Here is a 19,660-nt window from a genome sequence, read left to right on the forward strand (position 1 = left end):
AGCGGGTATTACGAACTACGATGCATCCGGTGGCATCAAAACATTCTTAGGCAGCAATGTCCCTCATAAATGAGGTCTGCCCGGCCGACTGAAATGATGCCGTCGAATCGCAGGAAAATAAATGGATTTGCTCAATCTATCCGGTTGTTACGGTATCTTCTAAGACTAGGTTGTAGTGACGATTTAATCATTTGAGCCAGAGCATGATGCTGGCGAGTTTGACAAATCCGAGGAAGTTGGCGGCGAGCTTGTCGTAGCGCGTTGCGATGCGCCGCCATTGTTTGAGTTTGGCGAAGAATCCTTCGATGCCCCAACGCTGTTTGTAGGCGATGCGGTCGTAGCTGTGCTGGTACTTGCGGTGGCGGCGTGGTGGGATGACCGGCTCACCACCTTGCTCGTAGATAAGATCATGCAGGCGGTCGGCATCGTAGGCGCGATCCGCCAGCACCTTGTCTGCCGGGATGCCCCGGATCAGGTCGCAGGCTGGAGCCATGTCGTTTTGCTGCCCGGGGGCCAAGAATGAAGCGGATCGGCAGGCCGAGGGCATCGACTACGGCGTGGATCTTGGTTCCGAACCCGCCTCTCGACCGCCCGAGAGCCTGGGCTTGAACGCCCCCCTTTTTACCCGAGCCCCTGCCGCCTGAGCCTGAGCGCGGATGACGGTGGCATCGATCGCCAGCCATTCGATATCGGGATCGTCGGACACTGCCTCGAAGATCCGGTCGATTACGCCCTGCTCAATCCAACGGTAATAGCGTCGCTTGGCGGTCTGGTAGGGACCAAAGCGTTCGGGAAGATCACGCCACCGACCGCCCGAACGCGCCAGCCATAACAACGCATCGAGAAAACGCCTGCCGTCACTACGCGGCCCTCGCTTACCCTTGCGACCGCCAGGCACAAACTCACGCAGCCGATCCCACTATCATCTCGAAGAACCTCGCCTTCCACACCAGCCTCCAAAAGCGGGTGTTGAATCAGAACTCCTTCCTCCTGAAAATCACTAAAATGTCACTACGGCCTAGAGCTAAACCCGAAATGTGGGTCTGAAGGAAGGAAAGGGAGAGCACTTGAAGGTAGCAGGGGTGAGAGAGAAGGGCTCTCAATGCGCCACATCTGAGAAAGTAGAGATCTCCGATTGTCGGCGGTTTAGCTCTTTTCCGTAGGGCTCCAAGATGGTAGTTTCGGCGACGAGGAATAGATGATGGCAGCAACCATCGAACCTAATGATGCGGATCGGAACCCCGACGAGCTTCGTCTCAGGGATTGGCTTTGGCGCCCTTGGTACGCGAAGCTCTGGTGGAGCAGCGTGTCTGTTTATTGGCTAGGCATGCTAACGAGCCTCAAGCTCGCTGCATTGGCTGAGGTTCATCGTTCGGCTGTCGGGGGATGTATGAACGTCTTGTTCTTTCCCCCCATTGTGGCGCTTATTCTGTCATTTGGATTTCTTCGGCAGTGGTTGGCGTCGTTGCCGGCTCATGATCATGATGAAATGGACGATAGTGGCCTTTGGAATAATCGAAGATTTGGGCCTTCCAGGATGCCGCGCCAATTCGATCCGCTCGATCCCGCTTCCGGTCCGCTGTGGGTCGGAAATACGCTCAACCCGACGAACCCCGGGTATATTAATCGCGCTTCTTGAAGGTTGGATCGCCGTCGAAAAGCCCGCTTCCTAGGTCTGTTGAGAAGCGCCCGCTGTCCAACAAGGATGACTGTTCTATCGACGTTACCGGGGCGTTAATATCTGCCGTGCCGCGCCCGCTGTCAGCTTGACCTAGATAGCGATTGCGAAGACCGTGTTTGCCAAGAATTTCCGCCGAAAGTTTATCCGCGAAGACGCTCGCGGGATTGCTCGTTCGTGCCGACTGCCGTTCGGCATTAGAAATTGCTTGGCGGACGTCGAAATTCACAACGCTGAGCTGCGAATTAGCAGTCTCGCTGGTTATTCCACTTTCCTGACTGGAGATACTCAGGGATCCACCAACCTGTCCGACTGGATGTCCTCCGGAGCCTCTACCGTTTTTAGCGCCGCTCATTGTTGAGCCAGAGATGTCGGTCCCAACCGCTACGCCGAAAGTGTTTTGATCCTGTGCCGCTCTTCCGATGGTACGCTCCCATCCCGTCTGCGCTATGATCGCCTGCACATCCCTTTGCAGTGTGTCCGCGACCTGCGGCTTCAGACGCCAGTTGCCCTTGCGGTCCATCTCGAACCCGCCGCGCAGCCAGTTCGTCATGGCTGCGCGACCTTCGGCGCCACCGCCCATGAAATGCTCGATCGTATCGGGTCCAGCCTGCTTGCCAGCTTCGAACCGCGTACTGGTGTCGTTGCGGGCAGACTTTTCAAATCCTGCGCTGCTGGAGACGAGAAGATCATTGTGCGCGAGGCTGAAGCGGGCGTACCCGCCATTGGCGACCGCGCCAAGCTGGCTTTCATTGAGGAGGCCAGCCTGCCACATCTGTGCGGCCGTCGCCGGGGTGAGGTTCATCCTGAAGTCGCCATTCTGGTCCATCGCGATCTGGCGCTTGCTCATTTCAATGCCATTGGCCAGCAGCAGCCCCTGGATGCGCGACAAGCGCTCGCGATCGACTATCCTGGTCATCCGGGCGTTTCGCGCCCGGTCGGCGATTGCATCTGCCCCGCCCTCGGCCATGTCGAGCTGGTTACCGCTTGCATCGGCTAGGGTCCGAATGAAGCTGTCGAGACCGGCTGCCTCGCGCGTCGACATGCCGGCGGCCTCCGCACCTTCCGCAAAACCGAAATTCTCCGACTGCCGCCGCTGCTCGCCGATCCGGGCAGCGCTGCGCGTGCCGTCGTGGCCAACCTCCTTCTGGGCATCGAGTTTCCCGGAACGCTCGGCAAAGTCATAGCCGGCAGCTTCCCGGGTCCGCCTATAAACGCTGGTGCCCTCTCGCGCTGCTTCGGCCGTCGCGCCATCCGCCGTGCCAAGATCGGTCGCCGCCCGATAGGTTTCGAGGGCCTTGGTTACCTGGGCCTCATTGCGGCCAGTGGCGCGGGAGAGTTGCGTGATGGCGGATGAGCGCGCTTCGCCAGAAAGGGCATTTATGAAGGCGATGCGGCGGCTCATCTCATCCACGGGGATGCCGAGCATGGCCGCAGCGTCGCGCTGGCCCTGGTTTCCGCCGGTGCGATGGGCCTGCTCGGTCGCGACATTGCCCCGTTCCACCTGGCCGACCCGGTCGCCGGCATAGTCCCGGCGTCCTTCCATGGCGCCGACCTGGACTTGAGCGGACGTCAGGTCATTGCGCAGCATCTCCTCCTGCGCGTAGCTGTTGGCGATGAGCTTGGCGAAGGTGGGATCGGCGCTGGCTTCGGCAATTACCCCGCTTGCCTTGAGGGCTGCGTCCTGCGGTGAATAGCCGCCGCGCTCGAAATGCCGCGTTGCCGACTGCATCATCATGCCATAGGCGCGCGTGTCGCCGAAGGCCCGCCACTGAATCAGACCCTGGGTGAAGGCGCCGAACGCCTTCTCGCCCGTTTCGCCTTTCCCGAAATAGCTGGTACCCAGACTGCGCAGCGCGTCCTTCTCGGCAAAATTGTGGATCGCGCCGGTCGCCGCAGCGGCACGCACGGCGCTTGCGGTTGCAGGATCATTGAGGTCGCGCCCATGCAGCGCGGGCGCTAGGTTTCCCAGTTCACGCGCAGCATCTGTCGCGCCCAGCCCCATTGCGGCGCTGCCGGGGACTCCACCACTATGCGCCGTGCCAACCGCACCCGCCGCGCCGAAGCTACGGTTGGTTCCAAAGGATGAACGCTCGCCGAAATCCCTGAAGCTCGAAGAGGCCGAGCGGCGGACGCCCGTGCCCATGGCCGAGGCCTGCCCCTCTAGTGCTGAGGCGAAGCCCTCGGAGGTCGAGACCCCCGCCGCCGCCGCCGATCCCTGGGCCTGGACGCCGAGGGAGCCGCCAGTGAAGGACGAGAAGACATTGCCCGAGAAGCGGAACACGGTGAACACGAAGGCACCGGCAAGGCCCGCCGCTGCGCTGCGGAAGCTTCCGAAGATGGCGAGCGCCTTCATCGCGGAGGAGGGGGCAAGGATCCAGGTCGTGGCGGCCACATGATTGGAGCGCATTTCGGCCAGGACCGCCATCGCGCGACCCAGGGTCAACTGATAGATGCCGGCGTCGATCACGCCCCACAGCGCCACAAACACGAAGAGGCCCAGCGAAAAGCTCGCGACCCGCAGGTTAATCGGCGTGAGGATGAACAGCAGCGCAATCGGCATGATGAACAGCATAATCCCGAACACTGTCGCCCGGATCGTTGGCATCCATTCATTGGCGGTCGACATGGTGCCAAGGCCGCCCGCTACCACAGCGCGATTGGCCATGACGCGCGCGGCGGTCGCCGGGCTGTCCTCGAACAGCACGTCGCCGACGCTGTTCCCAAGCAGGATGTTGGTGAAGAAGGCCTGGGCGGTGAGCTGCGTCCCCAGCATCATGTCGCCTATTTCAGCCAGATTGCTGCGGCAGCGGGCGAGTTGGTCGGCCTTGGCGATGTCGTAGCCGGTCCTCTGGCAGACTTGGGAGGAATAGTCCTTGAAGATCGCCGGATCGGACAACCGATCCGCGATATGGGCCCAGGCCTCGTTGCAGCTGACCGTTGTTCCGCCCTTGTCCGAAGCTGTGAATACCGTACTGAAGGTTGATGGCCCGGCCATGGCAGCGAAAGACGCAGGGAGGTCGGTGCTGGTGCGAAAGAGCTGGTCGTCGTCGATGCCATAGGCCGGCGAGACGCGGGCGACCGGATAGCATTGGCGGACATAATCCTTGATGGTCGCGTCGAGAAAGGCATCGGTCATCGGTCCGCGCGGACTGACGGCGTTCAAGAACAGGTCGAAGGCATGGCCGCCCGCACCGAATTCGAGCTTGGCATGCGGGTCGAGCGTGTTGTCGTCGATCGTCTCGGCGAGCGCGCGCTCCATCATGTTGGTGACGCCCGCTACCAGGACGATGAGATTGGGGACGTCGCCGACCGGCTGATAGGCGTTGCGTACCCGGTCATAGACATGGACGGTGCCGGTCGTCGCGACGAGGCCGACGAACAGGCCGATCCCGACCAGCATCTGGAGGCCGAAGGCAACCAGACCCATGCCGGTGCTGCGGATCATGGCGAGCACAGCGCCCAGCGCCATCCCGACGACCGCGACGATCAGCACCAGAGTTTCGTAGCGCGGATCAGCAAAGATCATCGACACGAGGCGAAACGCATCCACCGTCTCGGCAAAGCCATCATAGGTGTGGAAGCTCGTCTCCAGTGCGAGGGCAGGAGAAGCTATGAACAGGCTAGCGAGACCGCCAAGCAGCGCGGGCAGTCGAGATAGGCGGCGCATGGCGGCTGCTCCTTCAGCGATTGCGACTAGTGGCGGTGCCGGCAGCGTCGCGCGCGTCCCGGTCGCGCTGGCGGATGAGACCGGCATAGCCCGTCGATAGGTTCGCCTGAGAGAGCGCAGCCATATAGGATTGCCGCATCTGCGCGCGCTGGCGCAGCACCTCTTCGCGCAGGTCGCGCAGTTGCTCGATGCCCTTGGTAAGTATCCGCGTCTGGCAGATATTCGCGCTCGCTCCATCGGCTGCACCTGCCGCGCTGGTGCCACGCTCGGCATTGGAGATGGCAAAATCGATGCTGCGCGTGAGGTCGTTTAGCATCTGATAGGCGAGGGTGAGTGCGACCAGTTCATCGGTATCGCCAATGACGGAGTCGACTACATCCTGGCGCACGCCCCATTCGAGCATCCGATAGACCGGCAGGGTCCGTACATTGGCGACGAACTGGCGCTCTTCGGCTGTTAGGGCGGCGCGGGTTCTGATCTTCTCGGCAATCGAGGTCATGCGCTCACGGGTGAGCGCCAGCGCGCCCTCGGCTCCATCCTGGGTGCAATCGGCGGCGGTCGCAGGCATGTTGAGGGCGCGGCGCATGACCCGACCGCTCAGAAAATCGTCCGAAGATTCTGAGTCCTGTCCGGCGCAGGCGGGGATGGCCGAGAAGAGAGGAACCTTATCGGTCGCGTCCCAGCGCATATAGACGTCACCTACCCGCGCACGCATGACGCCAGCCCAGTCGGCCGCGCCGACGCGCGCTGCCGCATGTGAGAGCAGCGATCCGGTGCGGAAGATGTCGGTCACTTCGGCCGGGCAGTTGGCGAGCGCCTCCTTCAGATCCTCGGTCGGGCTGTTCCCGTTTGACTGAATCTTCTCGCGGCTTTGCTGGTAGCTTTTGGCGTAGCCTTGCCTAACCGACTTGTAGCCAGTCATCTCCTCGATGATGCCGGACATATTGTCGTCGCCCTTGGCGATCTGGACCATCCGGTTAGCAAGGCGGCAGTCGTTAACCTGGATGGAGTTGAGGAAATTGGTGGCCGCCTCCATCTTCGAGATGATGTTCCCCATCTTCTCGTCGAGGGTTTCGAGAAGATATTGGAATGCAACAGCCGGTGCTGCCTGGAGAATGCTTTCCAGTTTCTGAACGAGATAGTCGGGATCAAGGAAAGACATGCCGCCTAGAAACATGTCGATGCCGCCACAGCCCGCCTTCACCTTGGGCATGGTAAGCGACATGAGATAATCGCTATGCACATCGATCCGACCCGACATGCCGCCCGCTGTCACATAGCCGCGGGTCTGGTCCTCGAAGCTGCCGGGGCTGGTATAGGTCACATTGTCAAACCAATGCTCTGCCCAGCTTTGGGCATGGGCGGGCATAGCTGTGCCGCAGGTTGCAAGCAGAGCGAGAATAGGTAGGGTCGCGCTACATTTGAGATGGAGCATGGCGGCGTCCTTGTCATGAGGAGAAAAGGAAGGGCCCGCCCGCCATATGCGAGCCCTTCTGCGGCATTTGCAAAATATCGACATGGGTAAGCTTGCAAATTCGGAATATTGATCCGAATATGCAAGGATGATTGAACGTCGTATCAGAAGCGCGCTTATTGCCCGACTGGATGAAAGCCCTGCGGTTGCCCTGCTCGGGCCGCGCCAAGTCGGCAAGACGACGCTCGCGCGCGAGATGGCCGATGAGCGGCCGTCCATCTATCTCGATCTTGAATCGGATCGAGATCGCGCGAAGCTTACCGATCCCGAGCTGTATCTCGAGAGCCATGAAGACAAGCTGGTCATACTCGATGAGGTGCACAGGCTGCCCGACCTGTTCCAGCTTTTGCGGGGCCTTATCGACCGCGGTCGCCGCAAGGGCTTGCGGACGGGGCGGTTTTTGTTGCTCGGTTCGGCTTCGATGGAGTTGCTGGCCCAGTCGGGCGAAAGCCTTGCAGGGCGCATCGCCTATCTGGAAATGTGTCCGCTCGATGCCCCGGAGGTGGGCGACTGGGATGCCGAGCGCCTCTGGATCCGCGGCGGCTTTCCCGACAGCTTTCTCGCCACCAGCGATGCTTCGAGCCGGCGCTGGCGGCAGGACTTCATCAAAACCTATCTCGAACGTGACATCCCTATGCTGGGTCCACGCATCCCGGCCGAAACGCTGCGCCGTTTCTGGACGATGCTCGCCCATCATCAATCGGGTCTGCTGAACGCCTCGGACCTGGGGCGCAGTCTTGGCGTCGATTCCAAGACCATCGCCTCCTATCTCGACCTTCTGGTCGACCTGCTCCTGGTTCGTCGGCTGGAGCCCTGGCACAGCAATAGCGGCAAGCGTCTCGTCAAATCGCCTCGCGTCTATGTGCGCGATAGCGGCATCGTCCACACATTGCTGGGTCTTGCCACCCGCGAAGATATACTGGGTCATCCTGTGGCCGGCGCCAGTTGGGAAGGATTTGCGATCGAAACCCTGATATCGGCGGCGCCCGAGGGCACGCAGGCAAATTTCTACAGAACATCGGCGGGCGCTGAGATCGATCTTCTGCTCACCATTCCGGGCCACGGCCTGTGGGCCTTCGAGATCAAGCGCAGCCTCTCGCCCAAGGTGGAGCGGGGCTTCCACCATGCTTGCGCAGACCTCGATCCGGTACGGCGGATCGTCATCTATCCCGGAGAAGAAACCTACAGGCTCGCCGAGAATATTGAAGTTTGCGCAATAGCCGAGGCAGGCCGATGGCTGCTCTCCCTGCACTGATTGCAGGCCGGCACGGGGGATGAGGGCCATGGTCATCGCCTCTCCCCACCCTTCTGACCGGCACTGCCTGCGACGATACCGGTGAACTTGGCCATCGCGCGCACGCCGACGGCTGCCCGCACACCGGTCTGCATCTTGATCCCAAGATAGATATTGCGCGCGAGGTTGGCCGCATGATCCGTACCAATCGCGATCGGCAGGGCGCGAGCCTCATCGGACACGGGTCGAAGCCAGGCGACGGGATGGCCGATCCACGGAAGACCGAGCCGTCCTGAGCGGAGCATAGCCTCGTCCCTGCCGAGCGGACGGACCGTCAGACCATATCGGACTTTGAGCGCGTGAAGTTTCGTCCAGAGATCGCCGCAAGGCCGGCAGCCGGGCGCGGTGCTCATCTCGATGATAAACGCCGATCCCTGGCCTCGCAACCCTGCTGCGAAATCCGGCGGATAATCAACGGTTCTGGGAACGCGGGCGAGCCAGCTCTGCATTTCGCGGACGCTGGAAACCGGATGGATTGCGGCGCGGGCGCCCTGCTCCCGGTCAGGCGTCGGCTGGTTCGGCTGTGCGCCGACCGAGAGCGGAAGCGAGCCCAGCAGCACTATCGATGATCCGATGGCAACGGCTCTCACGGGCGGACTCCACCTGCGTTCGCCATGGGATCGGTGGCCGCAACCGGACCATTGGCGAGCGCGTCGAAAAAGCCATTCTCCTCACCCGCGCCGGTCAGGAACTGTTCGGGTCTGATGTCGCCCGACAGGAGCTTCACCGCCTGATAGGCGGTATGGATGAGCGTCGGGAAAGCTTCGACCCCATTGGCGATGACCATGCGCTGCGCGGAATTTCGGCGGATGACCATGGTGGTCGGCGTCACCTCTACGCCAAAGCGGGCGCCAAGTTCGGGTCGCCGGTCGAAATCCTCGCGGATGATCTGCCAGCCGGTTTCCTCCTGGAAGCGCTGGATGATTGGCCATTGCACCCGGCAGTAGCCGCAGGAGGTGCGCGAGAACATGACGAGCGCAAATTCGGGGGCCCGCGAGCGGAGATAGGCGCGGCGCACCGCATCCTTCTGGGCGCCCAGCGCATCTCGCGCGTCGCCGATCATGGGATTGGCGGACTTGGCGCTGAGCTCAGGATGGGCGAGCATCGCCAGTTGGGTGACTCCGGCAAAGGCGCGGGCCTTGCGCCGCGCGAAATCCTCCAGTCGCCAGAAATCCGACACCGCCTCGACGGTAAGGACTGTCGCTGCGTAATCGCGTTGGTCGGTGATCAGCTTAGCGATCCGGGGCGGGCTCCAACGGGCGAGTTCGGCCATGGACGGGATGATCGGGGCTGGCGGCACATCATCGGGCGGTATCTCGGCGGGATCGGCCTTGTGGCGATACCACCAATATCCCTGACGGATCGTGTCCTCCGCGCGGGCCGTGGGCGGGAGCAGCAGGCCAGCCATGGCGAGCAAGGTGAGGGTGCGCCTCACAGGATGCGCTCCATGCGGGTGAGCCGCTCAATCCGGACCGGCCCGAAATAGCGGCTGTCAAAGCCTCCGACATGGTCGGAGCCGACATAGACATAGCCTGGAGGGATTGGTCGATCGCCCCAGCGCAGATGAGGGAGCGGCCGACCGTCGCGGCCGCAGGACCGGCTCGCACCGAGGAAGGTGCGCCCGCAATAATACCAGCTCCGGGTACCTTCGCGACCGTCGACCGAGAGGCGTTCGATTTCGCGGAGCCGCTCACCGGGGAGGCAGAGCGCCCGCTTGGTGACGCTCACCGGCTTGGGTCCCGCGATCGGGTGGGAGAGCATGAACTCTACCAGATCGCCCTTGCTGATCGGGCCTGGCGACCGCCGAACCGCCCAGGCATCGATAGACGGACTCATGACGAGCGTTACGCCCGACAGACCGACCCAGGTGACCGTCGCGACGGGCAAGATGACCGCGAGGCTAAGGGTCAGTCGCCTGTTGTCGGCGGGCTCGTTTCCGACTGCACCGCCCAGCGCGAGGACCGCCTGGGTGGGCAGGGCCTTGAGAGTAGGCCAGAGCCGGCTAGCGGCGAGACAGGCGAGACGCAGCATCGCTGACCTCCTCCTTGCCGCCGAGGCGGGCATATTCGTCCATCAGTCCCGAGAGTGCGGCGTCGCCAAAGACGATATGGCTGGCGCGGGGCGCAACCTCCTCGTCGCGCTCGCAATAGGGGAGGGTGGGATCGCCGAGCACCATGGCGAAGGCGGGAACCTGATTGACGCCATGCTGGCGGAAAAGGATCGGGTCGACGACGATCTGCACATTGCGCATTGTGCAGGCCGGGCCTTCGCAGCCCGGATCGACGCGCAGAATCTGTGCTGTCAGCTTCGCCATCGGGCCGATTTTACTCAGGCCGCCCGGCACCCCGCGAAAGGCGATGACCCCGCCCACCGTTTCGAGCTGAACCGCATAATTGCGCAGGGTCTGGAGCGGCATGGATGAGGAGGCGAACAGCATCGGCACCCTGCTCTTTGCCGAAGGCGCCGCGCGCCCGTCCTTTGGCTTCGCGGCATCGAGCGGTGCGGCAAGCCCCAGGGCTTGGTAAAGGCGCGCTTGCATGGCGTCATGCTCGGCCGCCATGCGCTGCTTGGCGTTCTGCCGGTCATCGCGCGCCCGCATCTCGATTTCGGGAAAGCGGCCCTTTTGCCGCATCGCTTCGAACGCCCGGCGGCGCATGGGCTGCGATGGTTCGGGGATACCGGTTGGGCCGGAGATTGTGGGGCGGCCCAATGTCGGCGGTTGGCCGTCGCTGATGTTCGAGCCGGTTTGCGCCAGCGCAGGGCTGGCGGCGCAGAGCGTGGCGATGGCACCGGCGCGCAGCAGCCGTTCAGGGGTGGATGATGCTGAGCGTCGCATCGATCTTCTCCTTCATATCGATTTGGATGTCGGATTGGGCGCGGGCTTCGATGTCCGAATAATATTCGGAGAGATCCATCCGGCTGAAATCGAGGGCCTGAAACTCTTCCGCCGAGAACCCGCGGCAATAGGGGTGTTCGGGCGTACCCCAGCCAAGGCTGTTGAACGCGGCCAGCTGGGGCCGGCCCTGCTCCTGGATGATGCGGCCAAGCTTCGTGTTGAAGCAGCAATGGCCGCGCGCCTTCTGAATGCAGATGCCAAGAATACTGGACGAGCAATAGGTGCCAATCTCATGGCACATGCCCGAGCCGCGCAGCATGCCGGTTTCCATATCCTGTTGATCGCAGCCCTGGAGCAGCACCTCGACCATATAATTGATGGCCAGGCTGATCGCGATCGAGGTAGGATCGATGCCGACGATGATTGCATTGGCACCGGCTGAGGCGGCTTGGCTCGCGGTCGCGCCCGCCTTGAACGCGGTATAGGCTGCCTTCATGCCCGTGAAGACGCCCTTGGCGATCGCGATCTTGGTGGTGATGGAACTCAGCGAACCACCCATCCCGTCCTTGACGACCTTGCCCTTGTCCTTGCAGCAATTCTGGAAGGTGACGCTGGCGCCAGGCGGCCGGCAGCGCAGCGCCCGTCCGCCAAATATCTCGATCGTGCCGAGACAATTACCATCGGCATCGACCGGCCCGTCATTGGGCGCGCCCGGATCATCGACGACTTCCTCATTTTCGATCGGCGTGGCAGCGGTATCGATGCAGCTATTGGGTGAGCAGACCGGCACGCCACCAGCTGCCGGCACCTTGCAGGTAAAAACAGCCCCAAGCGGACAGGCATAGCCGCCCTGAGCGTCGGTCACGCAGTCGACCTGGCCGATCGGGCAGAGCGCGCCGCCGTCCGCGGTTGCCAGGCACTGCGCCAGTTCTCCCTCATCGGCGGCATCGCCGTTGCCGTTGAGGTCCGCCGCGCAAATCCGCGCTGCGTGGGCGGGCGGGCTCATTGCAATGCCAAGCGGCGTCAGCGCACAGGCGAGCGAGACGAAGGATGAGAGCCAGCGGATCATCGCGCCACCGCCGTGCAGGCAAGGTCCGAGCCAGCGAGCCGGACGGTCTGCATCATCACCACCGCTTCGGGGAAGTCATCAAGGCAACCGCAAGGGGAGACGATCTCTTCGCCAGCGCCCAGCGGACAGACATTGTCGCTCGAACAGACATGATAGAAGCTGTCCCAGCCTACGGGCACATTCTGTTTCTCCGCCACGGTCCCGGCCGGAGCGACGCCGCTATTTGCGCTGGGGGCCCGGGTCTTGCAGATGGACTCGCAAGCCGCGACCATCGGACGATCGGGGAGCGCGAAGGTGCGGCTCGACTGGACGATGGAGCCATCGCTGCTCCGGGTATGGTCGGCGAGCATCGTCTCGGTCGAATGGTCGATGATATAGGTCGCGCGGCTGAGATCGGGTTGCACTGTTCCTGATGTATCGACGACGCAGGAGTAGCGGCGCGTGCGCCGGAAGAAGTCGCGGCTATATTGGAAGATGCAGCTGCCGGTGCCGAACAGGCGGGTTTGGGGCAGGGGTTTAAGACCCGTGACGGCGCCGTTTCTAACCGTCTCGACGCCATCAACATCTTCCTGGGTCAGGCGGCAGACGGGATCTCCCGCGTAGCCAGCACAGAGATCCACCAGCCGCTCGCTCACCTCGCAGTTCGTGTCGACCTGGATCTCGACGGTGACATAGCCCCAGTTGCCGCCGCCTCCACCGCGCACTCGCGCGCTGACCGACGTCGCGCGGGACTTGAGCGCATCTGTGAAATCGATCGGCGTGCGGTGATACCAGGGATCATCGCTAATCCGGCAGTCGCCAGACGGCAGCCCATCGCCCAGCCAGAGGCGCTTGCCCGCCGACCCCACGACTTGCCCGTTGATCCGGCCCTGAACCCAGTCGTCCGCGCCCATCTCGATGATCCGCGCCGAGACGATCCGGCTGGGCAGTAACGGATTGAAAGTGACGGTATAGACTGGCGGATTGCTGCCGCAGGTCCCCGTACCCCTGATCTGGAAGCGCAGGCATCCTGTGCCGCAGCTGGCGGTCGAAGTGATTGCGCCACTGGCCGAGACGATGTCTGTGAAGTCCCAGGATTTGACGTTGATCTCGCGTTCAATCGCGCAGGAGCGCGTTTCCTCCGCCTTGCCATTCCCTGCCGGCGAGGCCGCGAGCGCGGTGAAGACCGAACTGGTTTGCGAGGCGGCATAGGCGTCGTCGCTGATCGCGGTCGGGTTGGTGCGATAGCTCGTTGCGGACACCGCAGTCGAGGAAGTACAGGCGGTTGTCTGCGCGCCGACATAGCGGATGACCGGGCCATCGATGCTGGCTTGCGCGACCGCAATCCGGGGATCAGCGGTCGTCAGAGCCCCGATCACGCCGCCACCCAGATCCTTCAGCACCGAGGGGAGATTGCCCGCGACCAGATTCGCGCCGCAGCTGGCATTGATGCAATAGCATCCGGCAAGATCCGGCAGATCGACCTGGCTGAGCCTCAAATCGCCGGTGCCACCGACATCCCATTTGAAGCTCTGGCATTGGTTCCAGCTTCCCGGCGAACAGGAGATAACGCCGTTGGCGCAGATTCCCGATACCGGGACCGGGAGGGTCAGGACCTGGTCGAACGCGCCGTCGAGATCCTTGTCGCGGGAAATGGAAAGATGGGAAATGTCGCCGGTCATGCCGGGTTGGACGAGCATTTCGAGCATGGTGGCGCTCTGCTGGCAGGCGAGATTGGGGGTGAAGCTGCGGCTATTGTCAACCGTGCTGACCGGCTGGTTGGCGAGGCCCGGCGTCAGATAATTGCTGCTGATCGCCTCGCTGTCACCGGATTTGGCGCGCGAGGCGGTCGCCGCCGCCCGCGCTCTCGCGTCCATGTCCTGCGCAAACGCCGGTTCGACGCTCAGCGCTGCCAGTATGGCGAGAGGAGAGATGGGCCACCTCATGCCTCATCCTCACCTGAGCAAAAGCGATCTGCGGCGCGGAGTGGGAACAAGGGGAAAAGCCCGACCATGTCGGGTGGTGCCGACAGGCGTTGGAAGGCGGCCTTTCCGTCGATGGTGGTCAGCACGGCCAAAGCGGGCGAGGATTGAGGTACAGGAGGGTATCCCTGCCCGCCGGGGGACCATCCGGCCGTGCTGACCTTCTCCCCATGCGTTTCCAAAATCGCACGGGAAGAATCGAGTGTTGGAGCGGCGCCGGATGGCGCCAGCGCCGCTCCGCCCTCGCAGCGATCGAGCGGCCGGTTCTGGCCTTGGCGGGCAGACCATCGAAAGCAGGCGATCGCTGTGGGGGATGGGGGAAGGGATCGGTTCATGGGGTGGATACCCCCGCGCAGCAGATCACCTTTTCAAAGGACATGAACTGGGCATTGTCTTTGCCGGGCGCATGTTTGCCAGAGGACCAGAGCGCCCCGGGGCGTCCGATGTTGACGCATTTGCCGCCCTTCACGGGCTCCATGATCTGGAGCTTGTAGCGGCTCTTGGTCCAGATCGGCTGAGCCTTGAAGGAGCAGCCGTCGGCCGAGGAGATGGTGAGCGCGCCGAGCCGCCCCATCATGAAGGTGCCGCGCGCAGCAAGGCCCGCCCAGGCCTCGACGCTGTCGCCAAAATGGATGTCGCCCGCGACCGGATAGGTGGCGCCCCAACTTCCCATGCACCAGAAGAGCGGGTCGATGACCTTGCCTGCTGCGGCCGCAGCGCTGTCGGCCATGCAGGCAAGACCCGCCGCGGGATTGCCGAAGAGAATGCCTTCCGGCTGGATGATCGCGCCCAATGTCCCGGACTGCCAGGTCGGCAGCACTTCGGTGATCATGGCGACGTCGAACCCGTCATCTTGCGTACAGGGGAGGTCGGTGAACATGTCGAGCATCTTCCAGACCGGCGAGATATAATAATGCATTTGCGCAAACAGCTTCTGGCTGTTGGTGCCGTCGGCGATTCCAGACTGGCTGCCCTGAAGCCGGCCGCCGGTCGGCAGGAGATCGGCACCGAGCGCCATCATGCAGCCCGGCTCGGTGACGACATCGATCATCCGGTTGGGGGACCAAAAGCTCACCTTCACCCCGAACCAGAAGGTCGCGCCCTTGCGGCAGGCGCAGAGCGGCTTGGAGGCAGACTGGGCGTCGAGTTCCTTGTCGAGCTTGTCGAAACTGCCGACGCGCACGCCCCCTATGGTGATCGGGAAGATACAGTTCCATCTCACCTTGGTGATCGGATTGAAGATTGTCCCCGCCTCGCATTTGGAAGCGTGGGCAGGTGCCGACGCGCCGCCGACGGCCAGTGCCAGTGCAAGCGGCGCCATGCGCAAAGAGAGCCGCCGTTTCATGGCCGCGCGCTCCCGCCCGCTGCGCGCAGCGGCGCATATTCGGTAAGGAGGAGCTTTTTGCCCTGCTGTGCGACGATCACCGGCGCGACGGTGAGGCCGAGCCGCTCTTTTACTCGTTCTTCGAGAATGAAGAGCGGCCGTCCGCTGCGCTCGGAAAGGTCGAGGGCATCGCCGGCGGTCAGCAGGATGAAATCGGTGAACTGCGCCTGCTTCAATGCCCAGCCCAGATCGCGCGGATGGACGATGACGAGACGCTGGGGCAGCGACACATAGTCGAGCGGGTTGAAGGTGAATCCCTTGGGGTAAAGCAGTCGGCCATCGGGCAGGCGGATATCTTCCTCCACAGAATAGAAGGGGACGAGGCTGCGGACCCGATCTACCTTGGCCTGCGCCAATGGCGCTGTCTGAAGCGCCGACCAGCTCGAGCGGAGGCCCAGGCGCGAGGCAAGGCTGGGTGCTCTGGAGGCGCGCGCCTCGATCTCTGCCATGGCGTCGGGCTCGGCGATGGGCAAGGTTTGTCCAATCGTCGAGGTCGACGCCAGCGCGGGATGGCCGCACGCAAGGCCCAGCATCAGCGCGCCGATCAGGGCGTGGCGGGCGCGATCGGGGAAGAATGGCTCAGCGGTCATGGCGCCGCCTCCACCAAGGCCTGTCGTCAGATCTGTCGCCGCGTATCCCGCAGATGAGCGCGGATGCGCCAAGCACCCAACCAGCGAGCAGCAGACCCTGAAGCCGCAGTGGCAGGGCGCCGGGTGTTTCGAGCACCAGGATCGTCAGGACGAGCAGCATGAGCTGCGTGCCGACCAGAAGGCGGATCGGCCCCGGCGAGGGCGCGGCGCTGAGGATGCCCTTCATCGCCGGTTCCACCAGTTGCGTAGCCACTTGGCCGACTTGCCTGCGGCACCGGTCATGCCGATGAGCAATATGCCGCTTGCAAAGCAGCCTGCGGCCACCATCACCGCTGCGCGCAGGATCAGGAACGGAGGCTTCTGAAGCGCGATGCCGGCGGCGCCGACGAGGAACCCAAGCATCATCGTCTCGATCGTCACAAGACGGAAGCGCCATTGGAAGGCCTGGGCTTCGGCTTTGGCCGCTGCCCGCGCATCGATGAGAGCTTCCAGTTGCGGGTCGGCCTCAAACTCGAAGTGGGGCTGGTTCTTATCGGGAGGCGTGCGCATCAGAGTTGCTCCCCGCTAACGCTGAACCCAAGAATTTCGGTCGGATCGACGCCGGCCAGATCGCAGACCGCTTCGAGGGGCGACATGCCCCTGCGCAGCCGCGCCTCGAACGCTGCCACCTCCTGTGGCGCGCTGGTGTTGATCCAGTAGGAGAAGGGATCGACGACGAGCCGCGCGATGCCGAGACCCAGCGGCGAGTCGATGAAGACTTCCGAATAATTGGGCTTGTTGTTGCGGACCGACTTCAGGAGATCGAGAACGAAGCCCGAATAGTCGAGGATCTTGTTCTCGACCGCCCGATCATAGGTCGATCCCTGGAGCAGGAATCGGGTGGCGGCATTTTCGAGGATTACCTGTCCGGTGCCTCCGAACAGCAGCAGGTCGTTCATCGACTGGAGGACGACACCAAAGCTTCCCTGATATTTGCGCGCCCGCCTATAGCCCTGGCCGAACACCTCGGCGAGACGCGAAAGATCCTGCCCGTCGGTGCGGGTCATGAACTGGGCGGCCTCATCGCAGAGGACGAAACGGGGCCGGTCGCGAGCCGAAAGATAGAGTTCCTGTGTGACCGCATTTACCACCACCATCACGATCACATTGAAGAGATCGGGCATGGCTTTGAGGCGCTCAAGCTCGAGCACGACAAACTCGTCGGCGGAAATGTCGAAGGTCGATGGGCCGTTGAAATAGTGTCCGTAGGCGCCGGAGCTAGCGAAATCGCGCAGATTGAAAGCAAGCTCGCGGGCGGCAGGTATCAGATGATCGACCTTGTCGAGATCGCTAGTGGCATGAGCGGGATAGGCGCCAAGCCAGTCGCGCACGGCGTCGATCCCGGCCTCGGCCCGTCCATTGTCGATCGTCCATTGCACCGCAGACTTGAGCAGGTTCCATTCGGATGTGCTGACGCCCTTGCGGGTCGCGGCATTGGCCATTTCAGCGACGATCGCGACCGCCATGGAGATGGCAGACTGGCGATCGTCACCGTCGAGCGCGAACCCCATGTCGAAGGGGTTGAGGACGAGATGCTCCTCTCCGATATCGATATATCGGCCTGAGCAGAGCGTGCAGAGTTTGCGATAGCTGCCGCCAATATCAATTATGCGGATGAGCGCGCCTTGAGCATAATATTGTTGGCACAGGTTATTGAGGAGGAAACTCTTGCCTGCACCGCTTTCAGCCGAGACGATGAAATTATAATTGTTGATGCGCGGATCAAAGAGATCGAGCGTGATAAGCTGGCCCTTGCGCCCGGCATAGAGAAGGGCGGGGCGCCCGCCGCCGCGAAAGTCGGTCTGGACCGGTGCCAGCAGCGCCGCCGCCTTGGCGGGCATGGGCAGATCGCGCTCCAGCATCCTGATCGTGCGCCGGTCGGGATAGAAGCCGAAGGGGAGTGCCATCGGCAGCAGCACGGGATTGAGATAGCTCTCCTCCTGCATCATCCAAGGTAGTGGCTCGCTCTCCCACAAGCGCTTGGCGCGCGCTGCCATCTCGCGGGCCTGCGCCCTATCACGGCCGAACACCCAGATGACCGGGATCACCGATACGAAGCGGCTGTTGCCCGCCTCGTCGAGCACCCAGCCAATCTCCTCGATCTGCTTTCCCACCTCGACCGCGAAACTGCCGGCGGCCTTTTGCGCGGAGAGGATCTGCGCACGCTTGTGGATCTCGAAGCTTGAATGATCGAAGAGGATGTTGAGGGTATAGAGGAAGGGACCGCCAATCTGGTCGCTGTCCTCCGACGCGCCGCGCATCCCGCCCAGAAGGCGGTTGCACCGCTCGGCGGTGACGCGTCGGGCCGGCGATTTGGGTGTCAGGCACCGGGCGACCTGGTCGCCGAGGAACAGTTCCGGGCCATCGAAGACGAGATCCGGGCCGGCATCGATCAGCTGCTTGCGCACCGGGCGCGCGGGCATGTCGTCGCTGCCGCGTGCAAAAACTCCCGGTGCGTTCTCGAACACGCTGTTGAAGATGCGGCGAAAGAAGGTGACGAGCGCCTCGGGCGCGAGGCGGGTGATGCCGAGCTTGGAGAGCTGCTCCTCGATCTGGCGCCGCAGATCCGCCCCAAGGGGTTTGCGAGTCTTGATCGAGAGAAGGAGGCGGAAATTGCGCAGCGGAATGCCGTGCAGCGCATCGAGCCCCTGCGTCCCGTCGCGCAGATAATCGCGGGTGCGGCGCGCCGAAGCCTGGATCAGCGGATCGGGCCGGGATTTTAAATCGAGGAAGGCGTCGAGCGCATCGTCGATCAGCGGGTCGGCAAAGCAATGGAGCTGGACGACGGTGCCTGGCGCAAAGTGGATATTGAGGAGGCCAAGCAGCGCCTGATGGACATGGGCGAAAAGATAGGCGGAGGGGATGAGTTCCCAGGCCTGGCCCCAGCCATCGTCGATGCAGAGGAAGGCATCCTCCTCCTCGACCCAGGCGACCATCGGCAGAAAGTCGGAATAGGCATCGCGCGAGACGCTCTGGCGCAGCCGCTTGAAGGTCATGCCGCCGCCATGACGGGTGCCGGGCGCCCTCATTGGCCGGACTCCCCAAGCTGCTCCTGCGGCGGGGCGGGAATATCGTTGCCGTCGCTCGATTCCGCCTTGGCTTTCAACTGCTCCAGAACCGGCACGCGGCCTGCGGGATTGACGGGGCTCACCAGATAATCGCCGACCACCCATTGGGGCTTGTCGAGGATCGAATAAACATAGCGCGGCATGTAGAGTCGGTCGGGCCGCTCCCGGTCGGCATAGGGGAGGATCAGCGTGCGGATCGTGCGGCCGGGGCGCAGCATGGGCGTCACGGGTGCCTCAACCAGCCCTTGAAGCTCGCGATAGACGCTGTCGCGATAGCCGAGATAGGGCTGGGCCAATTTGCCCGAGCGGCGTGCACTTGTGGCGGGCGTCACTGCGGCGGTGCTGCCCTTCAGCAGTTTCCTTTCGTTCGTCACCTTGGGATCGGACCGCGAGACCGCGCCAGCAACGGCGTCCTCATAGGCGCGCTCGGGATGGATGCACTGGCCATGGTCGCTATTCTTGCAGCTGAACTTTTCCGGGTAAGGCGACATGACCGACCCGATCGCGGTGCAGGCGGGAAGCGCGGCGAGCATCAGAAGCGGGGCACCGGTGCGGCGCAGGGGTGACGCTGATGGGAAAGAGAGGAGCGGCATGGGC

General features: G+C 63.0%; 16 protein-coding genes and 1 pseudogene. 2 read left to right on the forward strand and 15 right to left on the reverse strand.

From position 1 onward, the window contains the following. Nucleotides 1-187: 187 nt before the first annotated feature. Nucleotides 188-898 (reverse strand): annotated as a pseudogene (locus tag AC07UX_RS18870) (IS5 family transposase). Between the two features lie 300 nt (nucleotides 899-1,198). On the opposite strand from AC07UX_RS18870, the gene AC07UX_RS18875 reads away from it, so the two are divergent. After that, nucleotides 1,199-1,639, forward strand: coding sequence for a hypothetical protein (locus AC07UX_RS18875; protein ID WP_495193517.1), 441 nt, complete (start codon nucleotides 1,199-1,201; stop codon nucleotides 1,637-1,639). On the opposite strand, the gene AC07UX_RS18880 is transcribed toward AC07UX_RS18875, so the two are convergent. After that, the gene (locus AC07UX_RS18880; protein ID WP_495193518.1) at nucleotides 1,623-5,348 is read right to left on the reverse strand and encodes a conjugal transfer protein TraG N-terminal domain-containing protein; all 3,726 of its coding nucleotides are present in this window, start codon (nucleotides 5,346-5,348) and stop codon (nucleotides 1,623-1,625) included. The two genes, AC07UX_RS18875 and AC07UX_RS18880, sit on opposite strands and share 17 nt — an antisense overlap. Before the next feature lie 13 nt (nucleotides 5,349-5,361). Continuing rightward, nucleotides 5,362-6,783, reverse strand: a complete 1,422-nt coding sequence (locus AC07UX_RS18885) for a conjugal transfer protein TraH (protein WP_495193519.1) — start codon at nucleotides 6,781-6,783, stop codon at nucleotides 5,362-5,364. A 127-nt stretch (nucleotides 6,784-6,910) separates the two neighbouring features. Here AC07UX_RS18885 and AC07UX_RS18890 point away from each other — a divergent pair, with 127 nt between their 5' ends. After that, nucleotides 6,911-8,077 carry an ATP-binding protein gene (locus tag AC07UX_RS18890; RefSeq protein WP_495193520.1) on the forward strand — a complete coding sequence of 389 codons (1,167 nt, stop codon included), beginning with the start codon at nucleotides 6,911-6,913 and terminating at the stop codon, nucleotides 8,075-8,077. Between the two features lie 32 nt (nucleotides 8,078-8,109). On the opposite strand, the gene AC07UX_RS18895 is transcribed toward AC07UX_RS18890, so the two are convergent. From AC07UX_RS18895 to AC07UX_RS18950, 12 genes are all read right to left on the reverse strand, one after another. Further along, complete coding sequence (locus AC07UX_RS18895; RefSeq protein ID WP_495193521.1) at nucleotides 8,110-8,676, reverse strand: hypothetical protein; 567 nt, start codon at nucleotides 8,674-8,676, stop codon at nucleotides 8,110-8,112. Between the two features lie 26 nt (nucleotides 8,677-8,702). After that, nucleotides 8,703-9,524, reverse strand: a complete 822-nt coding sequence (locus AC07UX_RS18900) for a conjugal transfer protein TraF (RefSeq protein ID WP_495193549.1) — start codon at nucleotides 9,522-9,524, stop codon at nucleotides 8,703-8,705. A gap of 23 nt (nucleotides 9,525-9,547) precedes the next feature. Then, nucleotides 9,548-10,003: a S26 family signal peptidase gene (locus AC07UX_RS18905; protein ID WP_495193522.1), complete on the reverse strand. Its 456-nt coding sequence runs from the start codon at nucleotides 10,001-10,003 to the stop codon at nucleotides 9,548-9,550. 115 nt (nucleotides 10,004-10,118) lie between these two features. Next, nucleotides 10,119-10,952 carry a type-F conjugative transfer system pilin assembly protein TrbC gene (locus AC07UX_RS18910; RefSeq protein ID WP_495193523.1) on the reverse strand — a complete coding sequence of 278 codons (834 nt, stop codon included), beginning with the start codon at nucleotides 10,950-10,952 and terminating at the stop codon, nucleotides 10,119-10,121. Continuing rightward, nucleotides 10,924-11,958 (reverse strand): conjugal transfer protein TraN, encoded by a 1,035-nt coding sequence (traN, locus tag AC07UX_RS18915; RefSeq protein WP_495193550.1) that lies wholly within the window; start codon nucleotides 11,956-11,958, stop codon nucleotides 10,924-10,926. Before traN ends, AC07UX_RS18910 begins: the two co-directional genes overlap by 29 nt. A 59-nt stretch (nucleotides 11,959-12,017) precedes the next feature. Next, nucleotides 12,018-13,946, reverse strand: coding sequence for a hypothetical protein (locus AC07UX_RS18920; RefSeq protein ID WP_495193524.1), 1,929 nt, complete (start codon nucleotides 13,944-13,946; stop codon nucleotides 12,018-12,020). 367 nt (nucleotides 13,947-14,313) lie between these two features. Next, nucleotides 14,314-15,327, reverse strand: a complete 1,014-nt coding sequence (locus AC07UX_RS18925; RefSeq protein WP_495193525.1) for a TraU family protein — start codon at nucleotides 15,325-15,327, stop codon at nucleotides 14,314-14,316. After that, on the reverse strand, nucleotides 15,324-15,956 hold the full coding sequence (locus AC07UX_RS18930; protein ID WP_495193526.1) for a conjugal transfer protein TraW: 633 nt from the start codon (nucleotides 15,954-15,956) through the stop codon (nucleotides 15,324-15,326). Before AC07UX_RS18930 ends, AC07UX_RS18925 begins: the two co-directional genes overlap by 4 nt. Next, entirely contained in the window at nucleotides 15,946-16,209 is a 264-nt protein-coding gene (locus tag AC07UX_RS18935; RefSeq protein ID WP_495193527.1) for a hypothetical protein, read from the reverse strand. The genes AC07UX_RS18930 and AC07UX_RS18935 overlap by 11 nt, the downstream gene beginning before the upstream one ends. Further along, the gene (locus AC07UX_RS18940; RefSeq protein ID WP_495193528.1) at nucleotides 16,179-16,505 is read right to left on the reverse strand and encodes a hypothetical protein; all 327 of its coding nucleotides are present in this window, start codon (nucleotides 16,503-16,505) and stop codon (nucleotides 16,179-16,181) included. Before AC07UX_RS18940 ends, AC07UX_RS18935 begins: the two co-directional genes overlap by 31 nt. Beyond that, nucleotides 16,505-19,024 carry a TraC family protein gene (locus AC07UX_RS18945; protein WP_495193529.1) on the reverse strand — a complete coding sequence of 840 codons (2,520 nt, stop codon included), beginning with the start codon at nucleotides 19,022-19,024 and terminating at the stop codon, nucleotides 16,505-16,507. Before AC07UX_RS18945 ends, AC07UX_RS18940 begins: the two co-directional genes overlap by 1 nt. After that, nucleotides 19,021-19,656 carry a TraV family lipoprotein gene (locus AC07UX_RS18950; RefSeq protein ID WP_495193530.1) on the reverse strand — a complete coding sequence of 212 codons (636 nt, stop codon included), beginning with the start codon at nucleotides 19,654-19,656 and terminating at the stop codon, nucleotides 19,021-19,023. The genes AC07UX_RS18945 and AC07UX_RS18950 overlap by 4 nt, the downstream gene beginning before the upstream one ends. Nucleotides 19,657-19,660 lie beyond the last annotated feature (4 nt).

This window comes from Sphingobium sp. GW821-FHT02B05, from assembly GCF_059421905.1.